Source organism: Rhodococcus sp. 105337 (genome assembly GCF_012844225.1).
In the GTDB taxonomy this organism is placed as follows: Bacteria; Actinomycetota; Actinomycetes; order Mycobacteriales; family Mycobacteriaceae; genus Rhodococcus.
Genome location: NZ_JABAGQ010000012.1, coordinates 88,012 through 103,023 on the forward strand (window position 1 = coordinate 88,012; position 15,012 = coordinate 103,023).

Annotated in this window: 14 protein-coding genes; 12 read left to right on the forward strand and 2 right to left on the reverse strand. The window is 66.6% G+C overall.

The annotated features are described in order from the left end of the window. Positions 1 to 9: 9 nt before the first annotated feature. The gene (locus HF886_RS17555) at positions 10 to 384 is read right to left on the reverse strand and encodes an SHOCT domain-containing protein (protein WP_169653016.1); all 375 of its coding nucleotides are present in this window, start codon (positions 382 to 384) and stop codon (positions 10 to 12) included. Between the two features lie 134 nt (positions 385 to 518). Then, positions 519 to 2,327 (reverse strand): 2-isopropylmalate synthase, encoded by a 1,809-nt coding sequence (gene leuA / locus HF886_RS17560; protein WP_169653017.1) that lies wholly within the window; start codon positions 2,325 to 2,327, stop codon positions 519 to 521. A 256-nt stretch (positions 2,328 to 2,583) separates the two neighbouring features. Here leuA and HF886_RS17565 point away from each other — a divergent pair, with 256 nt between their 5' ends. The 12 genes from HF886_RS17565 (at position 2,584) to HF886_RS17620 (ending at position 14,973) form a co-directional block, all read left to right on the forward strand. Then, a complete protein-coding gene (locus HF886_RS17565; protein ID WP_169653018.1) occupies positions 2,584 to 3,288 on the forward strand; it encodes a YciI family protein in 705 nt (234 codons plus the stop codon). Between the two features lie 12 nt (positions 3,289 to 3,300). Beyond that, positions 3,301 to 4,533: a sigma-70 family RNA polymerase sigma factor gene (locus tag HF886_RS17570; protein WP_169653019.1), complete on the forward strand. Its 1,233-nt coding sequence runs from the start codon at positions 3,301 to 3,303 to the stop codon at positions 4,531 to 4,533. A 121-nt stretch (positions 4,534 to 4,654) separates the two neighbouring features. Next, positions 4,655 to 5,920, forward strand: coding sequence for an aspartate kinase (locus HF886_RS17575; protein ID WP_169622616.1), 1,266 nt, complete (start codon positions 4,655 to 4,657; stop codon positions 5,918 to 5,920). A gap of 2 nt (positions 5,921 to 5,922) precedes the next feature. Then, complete coding sequence (locus HF886_RS17580) at positions 5,923 to 6,954, forward strand: aspartate-semialdehyde dehydrogenase (RefSeq protein WP_169653020.1); 1,032 nt, start codon at positions 5,923 to 5,925, stop codon at positions 6,952 to 6,954. Between the two features lie 105 nt (positions 6,955 to 7,059). Next, positions 7,060 to 7,497 (forward strand): GNAT family N-acetyltransferase, encoded by a 438-nt coding sequence (locus HF886_RS17585; protein WP_169653021.1) that lies wholly within the window; start codon positions 7,060 to 7,062, stop codon positions 7,495 to 7,497. Between the two features lie 65 nt (positions 7,498 to 7,562). Beyond that, positions 7,563 to 8,141, forward strand: a complete 579-nt coding sequence (locus tag HF886_RS17590; protein WP_169653022.1) for a TetR/AcrR family transcriptional regulator — start codon at positions 7,563 to 7,565, stop codon at positions 8,139 to 8,141. After that, a complete protein-coding gene (locus tag HF886_RS17595) occupies positions 8,138 to 9,643 on the forward strand; it encodes an NAD(P)/FAD-dependent oxidoreductase (protein ID WP_169653023.1) in 1,506 nt (501 codons plus the stop codon). The genes HF886_RS17590 and HF886_RS17595 overlap by 4 nt, the downstream gene beginning before the upstream one ends. Then, complete coding sequence (locus HF886_RS17600) at positions 9,640 to 11,355, forward strand: GMC family oxidoreductase (RefSeq protein ID WP_169653024.1); 1,716 nt, start codon at positions 9,640 to 9,642, stop codon at positions 11,353 to 11,355. Before HF886_RS17595 ends, HF886_RS17600 begins: the two co-directional genes overlap by 4 nt. Continuing rightward, positions 11,348 to 11,965 carry a hypothetical protein gene (locus HF886_RS17605; protein ID WP_169622645.1) on the forward strand — a complete coding sequence of 206 codons (618 nt, stop codon included), beginning with the start codon at positions 11,348 to 11,350 and terminating at the stop codon, positions 11,963 to 11,965. The genes HF886_RS17600 and HF886_RS17605 overlap by 8 nt, the downstream gene beginning before the upstream one ends. A gap of 62 nt (positions 11,966 to 12,027) precedes the next feature. Beyond that, positions 12,028 to 12,447 carry a Fur family transcriptional regulator gene (locus tag HF886_RS17610; protein ID WP_206037334.1) on the forward strand — a complete coding sequence of 140 codons (420 nt, stop codon included), beginning with the start codon at positions 12,028 to 12,030 and terminating at the stop codon, positions 12,445 to 12,447. 116 nt (positions 12,448 to 12,563) lie between these two features. Continuing rightward, positions 12,564 to 14,021, forward strand: a complete 1,458-nt coding sequence (locus HF886_RS17615; RefSeq protein WP_169653025.1) for a catalase — start codon at positions 12,564 to 12,566, stop codon at positions 14,019 to 14,021. Positions 14,022 to 14,163: 142 nt separating this feature from the next. Further along, positions 14,164 to 14,973, forward strand: a complete 810-nt coding sequence (locus HF886_RS17620) for a metal-dependent hydrolase (protein WP_169653026.1) — start codon at positions 14,164 to 14,166, stop codon at positions 14,971 to 14,973. The last annotated feature ends 39 nt before the right edge of the window (positions 14,974 to 15,012 follow it).

Here is a 15,012-nt window from a genome sequence, read left to right on the forward strand (position 1 = left end):
GGAAGCGACTCAGGCGAGGGCTTTCGACTTCAGCACCCGGTACTCGTCCTCGTCGATCGTGCCGGCGTCCAGCAGCGCCTTCGCGTCGGCGATCTGGTCGGCCGGGGACTTGCCCGCGACCTCGCGGATGTAGTTGTCCTGCGCGGATTTGATCTGCGCGGCCTCTCGCGCCGACCGCTCGGCCATACCGCGACCGTGGACCACCAGGTACACCAGGCCGGTGAGCAGCGGGAAGATGAAAAGGAATACGATCCAGATCGCCTTCACCCATCCGGACTGGTCGCGGTTGGCGAACAGATCACTGATGATCAGCCACAGCATGATCAGATACGCGATGAACGCGAAGCACACGATGATGTACCACATGATGTCCCAGAACTCCACGGCGATCCCCTTACTCGTAGGACGAGCTCAGTGGTCCGGGGATGCGTACCGAACCGACCACGCGGCGGTACCCCGGGAACTTCCCGCAGAGTACCGCCGCGTGGGTCGGGACATCGGCCGAATCGGCCGACTGATCAGCTGGCGCGGTTGACCGCCGAGACGACCGCCCGCAGCGACGCGACGGTGATGGACGAGGCGATTCCCACGCCCCACACCAGCGTCGTGGTGCCGTCGGGACGGGTCACGTCGGCCTCGACGTAGGCGGCGGCATTCGCGTCGTCGCCGGCGGACATGGCGTGCTCGGAGTATCCGCGTACGGCGACGCGGTAGCCCAGCGACTCGAGGCCGTCGACGAAGGCGGCCAGCGGGCCGTTGCCCGTACCGGTGATCTCCTTCTCGACACCGTTGACCTTGAGGATCGCGGTGATGGTGTCTTCGCCCTCGTCCGTCTCCGCAGCCGTGACCTTCTGGCGGATCCGCTCGAGCGGGGTGATGGGAGCCAGGTACTCCTCGTGGAAGATGTCCCACATCTCCTTGGGGCTGACTTCGCCGCCTTCCCCGTCGGTGACGGCCTGCACGGACTGCGAGAACTCGATCTGCAGGCGACGCGGCAGATTCAGGCCGTGGTCGTGCTTCATGATGTAGGCGATGCCGCCCTTGCCGGACTGCGAGTTGACGCGGATCACGGCCTCGTAGCTGCGGCCGACGTCCTTCGGGTCGATCGGCAGGTACGGCACGGCCCACGTGATGTCGTCGACATCGGAGCCGGCCGCATCGGCGTCGGCCTTCATGACGTCCATGCCCTTGTTGATCGCGTCCTGGTGGCTACCGGAGAACGCCGTGTAGACCAGGTCGCCGCCGTACGGGTGCCGCTCGGGGACGGGCAGCTGGTTGCAGTACTCGACGGTGCGGCGGATCTCGTCGATGTTCGAGAAGTCGATCTGCGGGTCGACCCCGCGGCTGAACATGTTCACGCCCAGCGTCACCAGGCATACGTTGCCGGTGCGTTCGCCGTTCCCGAACAGGCAACCCTCGATGCGGTCGGCGCCGGCCTGGTAACCCAGCTCGGCGGCTGCGACGCCGGTCCCGCGGTCGTTGTGGGGGTGCAGCGACAGGATGATCGAGTCGCGTCGGGCCAGATTGCGGTGCATCCACTCGATCGAGTCGGCGTACACGTTCGGGGTGGCCATCTCGACGGTCGCCGGCAGGTTGATGATCACCGGGTGCTCGGGGGTGGCGCCCAGGGTCTCGACGACCGCGTCACACACTTCCTTGGCGTACGACAGTTCGGTGCCGGTGTAGGACTCGGGGGAGTACTCCCACCGCCAGTTGGTGTCGGGGTAGTCCTTCGCGGTCTCGATCACCAGTTCCGCGGCGTCGGTCGCGATCTTCTTGACCGCGTCCTTGTCGGCGCGGAACACGACGCGGCGCTGCAGGATCGACGTGGAGTTGTAGAAGTGCACGATCACGTTCTGTGCACCGACACATGCCTCGAAGGTGCGCCGGATCAGCTCGGGACGAGACTGCGTCAGCACCTGGATGGTGACGTCGTCGGGAATTGCATTGTCCTCGATGATTTCCCGGACGAAGTCGAAGTCGGTCTGGCTCGCGGACGGGAAGCCGACCTCGATCTCCTTGTAGCCCATCCGCACCAGCAGATCGAACATCCGCCGCTTGCGGGCCGGGCTCATCGGATCGATGAGCGCCTGGTTGCCGTCACGCAGGTCGACTGCGCACCAGCCGGGCGCGCGGTCGATGATCTTGTCGGGCCAGGTGCGGTCGGGCAGCGAGACCGGCTCGACTTCCTCGGCGAACGGCCGGTACCGGTACGTCGGCATCGACGAGTTCTTCTGGGTGTTCCACGCGGGCTGATCGGCGGGCGCGGGCTTGCTCGGCGGGGTGATGGTGCGCGAACCGGAGGTGAAAGCGTCGGCGGGTGACATGACGTATCTCCAAAGAGGTGGGACCGGTGGGTCCAGATCAGGATATCGACCGGCGCGTAGAAACCCCGCGACGGGAAGCCGGTCTGGTCAGATCCCGCCGCGGCGGCCGAGGAGAAGCGCGCGCTGCATGCCAAGCAGTGTAACGCCACGACACTTCATTGCACCGCCGGCCCCCGCTTTGTCCGAAAGGGCTCCGATTGTTCGTCGTCTTTGCAAAGGGGCTTCCCGCCCCTTTCCGAGACGAGAGGATAGCGAGATGAAGTACTTGGCGTTGCTGGCGGAACCGGAAAGCGGGCCCGCCTCCATCCCGGGCACCCCGGAGTTCGAGGAATCGGTGGCGCATCATGCGGTCTTCGACGCGTACGCCGGTCCGGCGATCGTCGGCGGCGGTGCGCTGCATCCGGTGGCCGAAGCGGCGACCGTCAGGAACACCGGCGGCACCCCGCTGGTGACGGACGGTCCGTTCGCCGAGTCGAACGAGGTCGTCGGCGGGTTCTACATCTTCGAGGCGGACGATGTCGATGCCGCACTCGACCTTGTGCGCCGGATTCCCGACATGGACAACGGCTACATCGAGTTGTGGCCGATGGTGGAGTGGTTCTCCACGCCGCGCAGCGCCGGATGCTGGCTCGCACTGCTGCGCGAACCCGCCGGCGGCGCGGACGATCCGGGTACCCCGGCCTGGGACGAGGGTGCGGCCGCGCACGCCCGATTCACGGAAGCGGCCGGCTCGGCGGTGCGCGCGGGAGGAGCACTCCGCCCCCCGGCCTCGGCGACCACGGTTCGCACGAAGGGCGGCGAGGTGATGCTGACGGACGGGCCGTTCTCCGAATCCACCGAGATCGCCAACGGCCTGTACGTGTTGTCCGCGCCCGATCGCGCCACCGCAGTGGGACTCGCGCTGCAGATCCCGGTGGGCCCCCGGGGATGCGTCGAACTACGCCGCATGGTCGACGAGTAGCGGAGTGGCCGCATGGACGTCGCCCGGGTGTTTCGCGCGGAGCACGGCCGCGCGGTAGCAGCGGTGACGCGATTCACCGGCGATCTCACCCTTGCGGAGGACGCCGTTCAGGACGCCTTCGTCGACGCATTGCGGACCTGGCCGGAGCGGGGCGAACCCGCGAATCCCGGCGCGTGGATCACCACCGTTGCGCGTCGGCGTGCCCTGGACAGGATCCGCCGGGAGGCGGCCCGCGACGGAAAGGAGGTCGCGGCTGTGCGACGCGGCGACGTACCGGGGGCGCTCGACGACGAGGTGCCGCGGGTGCGTGACGACGAACTGCGGTTGCTGTTCACCTGCTGTCACCCGGCGCTCGCGCCCGACGCCCAAGTCGCTCTCACGCTCCGTCTGGTGTGCGGGCTGACGGCCGCCGAAATCGCCCGGGCGTTCTTGCAGACCGAGTCGGCCGTGACGCGGCGTCTCAGCCGCGCGAAGGCGAAGATACGGGATGCAGGGATACCGTTCCGGTCACCTCCGGAACACCTTCTGCCCGAACGTGTTCCGCAAGTCACGACCTGCATCTACCTGGTCTTCACCGAGGGTTATTCCGCGACATCCGGTGACGCACCGGTCCGAGAGGACCTGTGCGCGGAGGCGATTCGGCTCGGGCGGTTGCTGTGTGACCTGATGCCCGACCAGCGGGAGGCGTGGGCACTCCTCGCGCTGATGCTCCTGCACGACAGCCGGCGTCACGAGCGAGTCGGCGCCGACGGAGCGGTGCGACCGCTCGAGGAGCAGGATCGCGGGCGCTGGGACGGGAACCGTATCCGGGACGGCCTCGACGCGCTCGATCGCGCGGGTGGCTCCGCGGGGCCGTACCTGCCCCAGGCGGTGATCGCCGCCGTCCACGCCTGCGCTCCGACCTGGCACGCGACCGACTGGGTCACCATCGTCGGTGCGTACGACCGCCTGCTGGAGTTGTCGGGATCTCCCGTCGTGGCGGTCAACCGCGCGGTTGCCCTCGGGTTCCGGGACGGGTGGGAGGCGGGGCTCGCAGCACTCGAGGCGCTGCCCGAAGACCCACGATTGCGCAGGTTGATCGAGCCTGCCCGCGCAGATCTGCTGCGGCGCGCCGGGCGCCGGGCCGACGCCGCCGACGCGTACCGCGCCGCACTGAAGACCACGGGCAACGAGGCAACGGCCCGGTTTCTGCGGCGAAGGCTCGAGGAAGTAGACCGGTCGAACATTCGGGCGGCCGGTTCGTGACGCCGACGGCGACCGCCCGTTGTTGCGCACGACACTTTCCCGATGGGCCCGACCGACCCCCACACAGCCATCGGTAAGCTTGGCCCCTGGACTTGTTCCCAAGACCCGGAGGTTCGACAGCGTGGCACTCGTCGTCCAGAAGTACGGAGGATCCTCGGTCGCGACGGCCGAGCGGATCCGGCGCGTCGCTGAAAGGATCGTCGAGACCAAAAAGGCGGGCAACGACGTCGTGGTCGTGGTGTCCGCAATGGGTGACACCACGGACGAACTGCTCGACCTCGCTCATCAGGTGTGCCCGGTGCCCCCGGCGCGAGAGATGGACATGCTCCTCACGTCGGGTGAGCGAATCTCGAACTCCCTGGTCGCGATGGCTATCCATTCTCTCGGTGCCGAAGCCCGCTCGTTCACCGGCTCGCAGGCCGGCGTGATCACCACGGGCAGCCACGGCAACGCGAAGATCATCGACGTCACCCCCGGTCGTGTCCGCACGGCCCTGGACGAGGGCAGCATCGTGCTGGTCGCCGGGTTCCAGGGTGTGAGCCAGGACAGCAAGGACATCACGACCCTCGGTCGTGGTGGCTCCGACACGACCGCTGTCGCTCTCGCCGCCGCACTGGAGGCGGACGTGTGCGAGATCTACACCGACGTCGACGGTGTGTTCACCGCGGACCCGCGCATCGTCAAGGACGCACAGCGGCTCGAGAAGGTGTCCTTCGAGGAGATGCTCGAGCTCGCCGCGAGTGGCGCCAAAGTCCTGATGCTGCGGTGCGTCGAATACGCCCGCCGCTACAACGTGCCTGTGCACGTTCGTTCGTCGTACACCACCAAGCCCGGCACCATCGTGTCCGGATCGATGGAGGACATCCCTGTGGAAGAGGCACTGATCACCGGCGTTGCGCACGATCGCGGCGAAGCGAAGATCACCGTGGTCGGTCTGCCGGACACCCCCGGCTACGCCGCCAAGGTGTTCCGTGCGGTCGCCGACGCCGACATCAACATCGACATGGTGCTGCAGAACATCTCGAAGGTCGAGACCGGCAAGACCGACATCACCTTCACCCTGCCCACCTCCGACGCTCCGCGCGCGGTCGAACTGCTCACCAAGCGGCAGGAAGAGATCGGCTTCACGCAGGTCCTCTTCGACGACCACATCGGCAAGGTCTCCCTCGTCGGCGCAGGCATGAGGAGCCATCCCGGCGTCACCGCCAAGTTCTGTGAGGCACTCGCCGACGCCGGCATCAACATCGATCTCATCTCAACCTCCGAGATCCGCATCTCGGTCCTCGTCGACGACACCGAACTCGACGAAGCGGTGCGTGCCCTGCACGCAGCGTTCGATCTCGGTGGCACCGAGGAAGCGGTCGTGCACGCAGGGACGGGGCGATAGATATGACCACCATTGCTGTTGTGGGTGCCACCGGACAGGTCGGCATCGTCATGCGCACGCTCCTCGAGGAGCGGAACTTCCCGGCCGACAAGGTTCGTTTCTTCGCCTCGGCTCGCTCGGTCGGCAAGAAGCTTCCCTTCCGGGGTGAGGAAATCGTCGTCGAGGACGCTGCCGCGACGTCCGACGAGGACCTTGCGGGCATCGACATCGCCCTGTTCTCCGCCGGTGCGACGTTGTCCCGTGCGCAGGCTCCGCGCTTCGCTGCCGCAGGCGCGACCGTTGTCGACAACTCGTCGGCATGGCGCAAGGACCCCGACGTTCCCCTCGTCGTGAGCGAGGTCAACCCCGAGCAGGCGAAGAACCCGCCGAAGGGCATCATCGCGAACCCCAACTGCACCACGATGGCCGCGATGCCGGTCCTCAAGGCGCTGCACGACGAGGCGGGCCTTCAGCGTCTGATCGTCTCGAGCTACCAGGCGGTCTCCGGCAGCGGTATCGCCGGTGTCGAGGAACTGCTGGGCCAGGCCCGCGCGGTCATCGACGACGCGGAGAAGCTGGTGCACGACGGCGGCGCGGTCGATTTCCCGGCACCCGACAAGTACGTCGCACCGATCGCGTTCAACGTGCTGCCGCTCGCCGGTTCGCTCGTCGACGACGGTTCCGGCGAGACCGACGAAGACCAGAAGCTGCGCAACGAGTCGCGCAAGATTCTGGGTCTTCCGGATCTGCTCGTGTCCGGAACGTGCGTGCGCGTGCCGGTCGTGACGGGCCATTCGCTGTCGATCAATGCGGAGTTCGAGCGGCCCCTGTCGGTCGAGCGTGCGCAGGAGATCCTCGCCGCGGCTCCGGGTGTCCGGCTCGTCGACGTGCCGACCCCCCTCGCGGCAGCCGGTGACGACGTCTCGCTGGTGGGCCGCATCCGCCAGGACCCGGGTGTGCCCGATGGCCGTGGCCTCGCGCTGTTCGTCTCGGGCGACAATCTGCGCAAGGGCGCTGCGCTCAACACGATTCAGATCGCGGAGTTGCTCGTCTGAGCTCCGGCATCTCGGTACTCGAGCGAGTGGATCATCCCCAGGGGTGGTCCACTCGCTGCTTTTCGTCCGAGGGTTCGCTGTGAGCGCCCACCTAGGATGGCCGCTGTGACGTCCATTCGTTCCGCGACCCTCGACCGCATCGCACCGGCGACCCTCTACCGCATCGTGCGGTTGCGCACGGAAGTGTTCGTGTACGAGCAGGGGATCGTGTCCGAGCCCGAACTCGACGGCCTCGACCTCGAGCCCGGCACGACGCACTACTGGGTCGAGGAGGGCGACGATGTGGTGGCGACCCTCCGGGTCCTCGACGCCGACGGACCGGTCATCCACATCGGGCGGGTCGCGACCGCGAAGCAGGCCCGGGGCAGGGGTCTCGCTGCCCGCTTGATCGAGTCGGTGATCGACGACCATCCGCAACCCGTCGAGATCCTGGCACAGGCATATCTCGAGGACTGGTACGGCCGCTTGGGTTTCGAGCGCACCGGCCCGAATTGCGTCGAGGCGGGTATCGACCACCTGCCCATGAGACGGCCCGGTCGCTGAACCGTCCCTAAAGGGGTTTACATACAGTCTGGACTGTTTGTTGGTTTACCGTTACGATCCGTAGCGTGATCCACGACACTGTGTCCGGCGCCACACGAACTCAGGCGCAACGAACAGCGGCCACTCGCGCGAAACTGCTCGACGCAGCCGTGGAATCCCTGGTCGAGCAGGGATACGCGGGCATCAGTACGCAGGGCATCGCCACCCGTGCCGGTGTCTCCCGTGGCGCACAGTTACACCACTTTCCCACCAAGGAATCTCTGGTCGTGGCGGCGATCGAGCATCTGGTGGAAAAGCGGTTGCAAGAGATCCTCGAATCCGACCCCGACCCGGAGTACGGATTCGAGGCATTGTTCGACGCGTTCTCCGGACCGTTGTTCGACGCGGCACTCGAACTGTGGGTCGCGGCCCGGACCGATCCGTCGCTCCACGCAGCGATGATCCCGCTGGAACGCAAGGTGTCCGACGCGCTGCGCACCGGTTGCCTCGAAATCATGGGCGACCGGGTGAGTCCCGACATCATCGACCTCGCCATAGAACTGGCGCGAGGTTTCGCCGTCTCCGCCCTGATGCGTACCCCTGAATCCGATCGAGAGTTCCGGGAGCGTCTCCTCCCGGTTTGGAAGGCCCTGGTGTCGAAATGAGTCTCGCGATGCTCCCCGACCACGTGCACACGCTTGTCGTGGGCGCCGGCTTCGGCGGAATCGGAACGGCCGCTACCTTGCTGCGCCAGGATCCGGCCGCAGATGTTCTCGTCCTCGAAAGGGGAGACGACGTAGGCGGTACGTGGCGGGCCAACACCTACCCGGGCGCGGCATGCGACGTCCCGAGCGCGCTGTACTCGTTCTCCTTCGCGCCCGAACCCGATTGGTCGCGTGCCCACGGCACCCAGGAAGAGATCTACGCCTACCTCCGGCGCGTGGCTCGCGACGAGGGTGTCACCCAGCGCACGGTGTTCGGATGTGAGCTGCGGGAGGCGCAGTGGGACGCCGCCCGCGCAGTGTGGTCGGTGTCGACGTCCCGCGGCGACCTCACCGCAGACGTGCTCGTCGCCGCAACCGGTGCCCTCTCGACGCCCACCTACCCGAAGGTTCCCGGACTCGAGTTGTTCCGGGGCAAGACCTTCCACTCCGCCGAATGGGACCACGACCACGACCTCGCCGGTGAACGCGTCGCGGTGATCGGCACCGGGGCATCGGCCATCCAGTTCGTTCCCGCGATCGTCGATCGCGTCGCCCACCTCACCCTGTTCCAGCGCACCGCGTCGTGGGTCATGCCCAAGCACGATCCCGCCATCGCGCGCTCGGTCCGGTCGTTGTACCGCCGCTTCCCCTTCACCCAGAAGCTCATGCGGGGCGCTGTATACGGGCAGAAGGAAATCTATGTCGTGGGCATGACGAAGCCGTTCGCCCGCAAATACCTCCTGCCGTTGTTCGAGCGCCGCGCCCGGCAGGTGCTCCGCAAGCAGGTGCAGGACCCGACGCTGCGCGAGCGGCTCACGCCCGATTTCGCGATCACCTGCAAGCGGATCCTGCTGTCCAACGAGTGGTTCCCCACCATCACGCGGTCCGATGTGAGCGTGGTGTCGTCCGGGCTGACCGCGGTGACGGAGAACGGCGTCGTCGACAAGGACGGCAACGAGTACCCGGTGGACACCATCATCTTCGGTACCGGCTTCACGCCGACCGAACCTCCCGTCGCCCACCACATCCGCGGAACCGACGGTCGCACACTCGCCGAGACGTGGGACGGCAGCCCCGCGGCCCACCTGGGAATCTCGGTACACGGGTTCCCCAACCTGTTCCTCGTCTACGGACCCAACACCAACCTCGGACACAGCTCGATCGTGTACATGCTCGAATCGCAGGCTGCATATATCGCCGACGCGTTGCGCACCATGCGATCCCGCGGGATCGCCGCCCTCGAAGTGACCGGGGACGCGCAGCGCCGCTACACCGACGAACTCGATCCGATCCTCGAGGGGACGGTCTGGAACGCCGGAGGTTGCAGTAGCTGGTACATCGACGAGAAGGGCCGCAACTCCGTGATGTGGCCGACGTTCACCTGGCATTACCGTGCGCGCACGAAGCAGTTCGATCTCGAGAACTACACGCAGCGGACCGCCGCGGCAGGAGCAACAGCATGACCCACTTCGACGTTCTCGTGATCGGCTCCGGTTTCGGGGGCAGTGTCGCCGCGTTACGGCTGACCGAAAAAGGCTACAAGGTAGGCGTTCTCGAAGCGGGCCGTCGCTTCTCGGACGAGGATCTGCCGAAGACCAGCTGGCGGCTGCGCAAGTACCTGTGGGCACCGGCGCTGGGGTGTTACGGAGTGCAGCGCATGCACCTGCTTCCCGACGTCCTGGTGATGGCCGGGGCAGGCGTCGGCGGTGGCTCGCTCAACTATGCGAACACGCTGTACAAGCCGCCCACACCCTTCTTCCGGGACCCTCAGTGGGGGCACATCGACGACTGGGAGGCCGAGCTCTCCCCGTACTACGATCAGGCCGCCCGGATGCTGGGCGTGCGCCCGAACCCCACCACCTCTCCCGCCGACAAGGTGATGCGCGAGGTCGCCGAGGAGATGGGCGCCGGTGAGACCTTCGTGACCACGCCGGTGGGCGTGTTCTTCGACGAGCCCGGCAAGACCGTGGCGGATCCCTACTTCGGAGGTGCCGGACCCGAGCGCACCGGCTGCACCGAATGCGGAAGCTGCATGACCGGGTGCCGGGTCGGGGCAAAGAACACCCTGGTGAAGAACTACCTGTACCTCGCGGAACGTGCGGGCGCAGTGATCCACGCACTGACCACGGTGACTCGGGTGGTTCCCCGCTCCGGTGGTGGCTACGAGGTCCACACCCGGAGCACCGACGGCATTCGTAAGCGCCGCACCGTGTTCACCGCCGACCACGTGGTCGTCGCCGCCGGCACCTACGGAACCGCGCGCCTGCTTCTCGCGAGCCGCGAGACCGGGGATCTGCCCAATCTGTCGAGCACCCTCGGAACGGTCGTGCGTACCAACTCCGAGGCGGTACTCGCGGCGACCGCCCGGAATCGCGACGTGGACTACACCGGCGGTGTGGCGATCACGTCGTCGTTCCATCCCGACGATCACACCCACATCGAACCGGTGCGGTACGGCAAGGGAAGCAATCTCATCGGGATGATCCAGGCGATGCTCGTCGACGGTGGCGGCCGGGTGCCCCGCCTGGTGAAATTCTTCGGTGTCGCGGCCCGGAATCCGGGTGCGTTCCTGCGGAATCTGTCCGTGCGGAACTGGTCGGAACGTACCGTGATCGCGCTGGTGATGCAGACGGACGACAACTCCCTCGAACTGAAGACCAGGCGCACCCCGCTCGGTCGCGGGCTGACCAGCAAGCCGGGACCGGGGGAGCGGCCTCCGGAGTGGATTCCGGTCGGGCACGAGGCGATCCGCCGCATCGCGCAGAAGATCGGAGGCGACCCGGGCGGTTCGATCGTCGACCTGGTCAACATCCCGATGACGGCGCACTTTCTCGGCGGCTGTGCGATCGGTGATTCTCCCGAACGCGGCGTCGTCGACCCGTACCTGCGTGTCTACGGGCACGACGGTCTGCACGTCGTCGACGGGTCTGTCGTCAGTGCCAACCTCGGGGTCAACCCGTCGCTGACGATCACCGCGCAGGCCGAGCGGGCGATGGCGTTGTGGCCGAACAAGGGCGCGAACGACACCCGGCCTCCACTCGGCGCACCCTACGAACCGGTGACGGCGGTTCCTCCCGTGAAGCCCACGGTCCCTGCCGGTGCTCCTGCTGCGCTCCGACTCCCGATCTATCCGATTCGACGAAAGGACGCAGACCGTGCTGTGGAAAGTGCCTGAGAGCGCAGACGAGCGCACCGAATGGCCGACGTCGCCGCCCCCGCCGTGGCCGGCAGCGGTGCGGGCGACGTTGTGGTGGCACCGCAGTACGCCTGTCGCCGCGGAATACGGGCCCGAGGGCCCGACTCTCCCGATCACTCTCGCGATGATGGTCGACTACCTGGATTCCCCGGTGGGGCCCTATCGCGAGATCCTGGCCAGTCCGGTGTTACGACGGGGACTGATCCCGGCGATGGCGGTGCCGTTCATCGCGGTCGATTCCGAACCGTCGGTGCACGGCGGCCGGGCGCACTGGCGACTGCCGAAGGTGCTGGCGACGTTCTCGGGCGATGTGCTCGGCGACTTCTCCGCAGCCGGGGGCGGATGGAAGGTCGCGACCTCGGCTCGCCCGCGCGGCCCGGAACTGCCGATCATCGGTGGCCTCACCTTCGCACAGCCCGGTGACGACGGTTCGATCTCTCGCGCGACCGCACGACTGCGGGGCAAGTTCCGGTACGCACGTGTCGGGGTGGAGGCGGAAGGGCCGACGCTGAGCCGCTGGCTGCGTCCGGGAACCCACCACGGCATCGTCATCACCTCCGGACAGATGAGCACCGGACCTGCGAAGTAGACCGGTATGCCCCTTTTCTTGACTAATTCCAGAAAAGGGGCATACTGGGTCCCATGCAACGAATGGACGGGCACCACTTCGACCCCACGGAACAACTGCGTTCCGCGGGCCTGCGGGTGACGGCTCCGCGAGTTGCCGTGCTGGGAACGGTTGCCGAGCATCCTCATTCGGATGCCGACCACATCGCCGCCCGAGTGCGGGAGACTCTCGGATCCGTGTCCACCCAGGCTGTATACGACGTTCTGAAGGCGTGTGTGGGTGCCGGACTGCTCCGGCGAATCGAACCTGCCGGATCGGCGGCCCGGTACGAGACGCGCATCGGCGACAACCACCACCACCTCGTCTGCAGGAACTGCGGTTCGGTGGTCGACATCGACTGCGTCGTCGGCGCGGCGCCGTGCCTGACCCCATCCGACGACCACGGTTTCGTCGTCGACGAAGCCGAAGTCACCTTCTGGGGCCTGTGCGCGAACTGCCGCTAGCCGTTCCCTGCACCCCCGCTCATCTTTCATCGCTTCACCAGCACGGACTCGCTTCTCGCGGCCCGTGCCGATCACGCACACCCGAAATCCGGGCATGCAATTCGGAGGACACTGATATGTCGAACACCCGGTTCACCACCAACGACGTCGGTATTCCCGTCGCCAGCGACAACGAATCGCTCACCGCGGGAACCCAAGGGCCGATTCTCCTGCACGATCACTACCTGATCGAAAAGCTCGCACACTTCAACCGTGAGCGGGTGCCGGAGCGTGTCGTGCACGCCAAGGGCGGCGGAGCATTCGGCGAACTGGTGGTCACGGAAGACGTTTCCGCGTACACCAAGGCAGCACTCTTCCAGCCGGGTGCGAAAACCGAGTCGCTCGTGCGCTTTTCCACGGTTGCGGGCGAGCAGGGCAGTCCCGACACCTGGCGTGACCCCCGCGGTTTCGCCGTGAAGTTCTACACCGAAGACGGCAACTACGACATCGTCGGTAACAACACCCCGGTCTTCTTCATCAAGGATCCGATCAAGTTCCCGGACTTCATCCACTCCCAGAAGCGGTTGCGTGGCTCGGGTCTTCGCGACCACACGATGCAGTGGGACTTCTGGACCCTGCGGCCGGAGTCGGCACATCAGGTGACCTGGCTCATGGGCGACCGCGGCATCCCGCGCTCGTGGCGGAACATGGACGGTTTCGGTTCGCACACGTACCAGTGGATCAACGCCGCCGGTGAGCGGTTCTGGGTGAAGTACCACTTCAAGACCGATCAGGGCATCGAGTTCCTGACCCAGGCGGAAGCCGACACCCTTGCCGGCACCGATCCGGACTTCCACCGGGCCGACCTGTACAACGCGATCGAGCGGGGCGACTTCCCCAGCTGGACGCTGCACGTGCAGATCATGCCGGTCGCCGAGGCGGAGACCTACCGTTTCAACCCGTTCGATGTCACCAAGGTCTGGTCGCAGAAGGACTACCCGCTCGTCAAGGTCGGCACCTGGACCTTGAACCGCAACCCGCGCAATTTCTTTGCCGAAATCGAGCAGGCGGCGTTCGCGCCCTCGAACGTCGTTCCCGGAATCGGGTTGTCGCCCGACAAGATGCTGCTCGGCCGCGTGTTCTCCTATGCCGATGCGCATCGCTACCGGATCGGCGCCAACCACGCCCAGCTTCCGGTGAATGCACCGAAGAACACCGTCGACTCCTACTCGCAGGACGGCACCATGACGTACCGGTTCAACGACCCGGACACGCCGGTGTACGCGCCGAACAGTTTCGGTGGGCCGCACGCCGATCCCGAGCGTGCCGGCGACGACGGGCTGTGGACGTTCGGTACCGAAGCGGTGCGCGCCGGATACATCGAACACCCGGAAGACGGTGACTTCGTTCAGGCCGGCATCCTCGTCCGCGAGGTTCTGGACGACGCGGCGCGCGACCGGCTGGCGAACAACATCATCGGCCACGTGCTGGGCGGGACCTCGGAGGCACTCTACGAGCGCATCTTCGAATACTGGCGCAACGTCGACGCGGAACTCGGCAAGAAGGTCGAGGAAGGCGTGCGCGCGGGAGCGTAAGCGCTCCTCGTCTGCCTTTCGGCGCATTCGAACATCCGTGTGACGGGTGGGTCGGGTGTGATTGCTAGGTTGATAGTCCGGCCCCGGTGGCTCGTCCACCGGGGCCGGACTCGATTCCGTGCGTCGAAAGGTGTTGTGCGAGATGGTGATGGGCCCAACCCATGCAGTGTCAGGGGCGCTCGTCGGCCTCATCGTCGCCGATGTGCTTCCCCGCGAATGGGGCGGGCCGACCTCGACGGCCGAGGCCTTCGCGTTCGCGGCCGTCTGTTCCGGCGCAGCACTGTTACCCGACCTCGACACGGCGCAATCGACCGTGTCGCGTTCGTTCGGCCCGATCAGTCAGGTCGCGGCGCGAGGGATCGACAAGGTGTCGCTGGGGTACTACTCGATCACCAAGGGCCGGCGCGACGGAAAGCGTCGTGGGGGGCACCGCACGATGACCCACACCGCGCTGTTCGCTGCTCTGCTCGGTACGGGGGTGTCCCTGCTCGTCGCGCGATTCGACCGGGCAGCAGTCATCGCGGTCCTCTTTGTGACCCTGGGCCTGGCATTGCGGGGGTTGTTCGGTAACTGGGCGAAGAAGAACGGGTGGTTCACCGTCACGGCTGTCGCGGCGGTGCTGTCGATCCTCACGTGGCGGTGGTTCCCGGGGGAGGTGGGGTCGACCGGGCTCGGTGTCGCGGTGGCGCTGGGATGCGTGACGCACTGTATCGGCGACGCCATCACGAAGGAGGGGATTCCCTTCCTTGCACCGTTCGTCCCGTGGAGAGGTTCCCGATGGTGGGAGATCAAACTCCCGAAGATGATCGCGATCAGGGCCGGAGGGCCGTTCGAAATGGGGATCCTCGGTCCCGCACTGACCCTCGCGACCGTGGCTTTTGCCGTGTGGTCCATCGACGGTGCTCCCGAGTACATCATGGAGACCCTCGAGGCTTCCGGTCTCGCGTTCTAGCCTCGCGTCCTGACGAGGTAGCGCCGCCTCACAACCGGG

Coding starts and splice junctions, on each gene's coding strand:
- leuA (WP_169653017.1), bottom strand. CDS start 2,327: ATGTCACCCGCCGACGCTTTCACCTCCGGTTCGCGCACCATCACCCCG.
- HF886_RS17615 (WP_169653025.1), top strand. CDS start 12,564: ATGTCGAACACCCGGTTCACCACCAACGACGTCGGTATTCCCGTCGCC.
- HF886_RS17620 (WP_169653026.1), top strand. CDS start 14,164: ATGGTGATGGGCCCAACCCATGCAGTGTCAGGGGCGCTCGTCGGCCTC.
- HF886_RS17600 (WP_169653024.1), top strand. CDS start 9,640: ATGACCCACTTCGACGTTCTCGTGATCGGCTCCGGTTTCGGGGGCAGT.
- HF886_RS17570 (WP_169653019.1), top strand. CDS start 3,301: ATGGACGTCGCCCGGGTGTTTCGCGCGGAGCACGGCCGCGCGGTAGCA.
- HF886_RS17580 (WP_169653020.1), top strand. CDS start 5,923: ATGACCACCATTGCTGTTGTGGGTGCCACCGGACAGGTCGGCATCGTC.
- HF886_RS17610 (WP_206037334.1), top strand. CDS start 12,028: ATGGACGGGCACCACTTCGACCCCACGGAACAACTGCGTTCCGCGGGC.
- HF886_RS17565 (WP_169653018.1), top strand. CDS start 2,584: ATGAAGTACTTGGCGTTGCTGGCGGAACCGGAAAGCGGGCCCGCCTCC.
- HF886_RS17595 (WP_169653023.1), top strand. CDS start 8,138: ATGAGTCTCGCGATGCTCCCCGACCACGTGCACACGCTTGTCGTGGGC.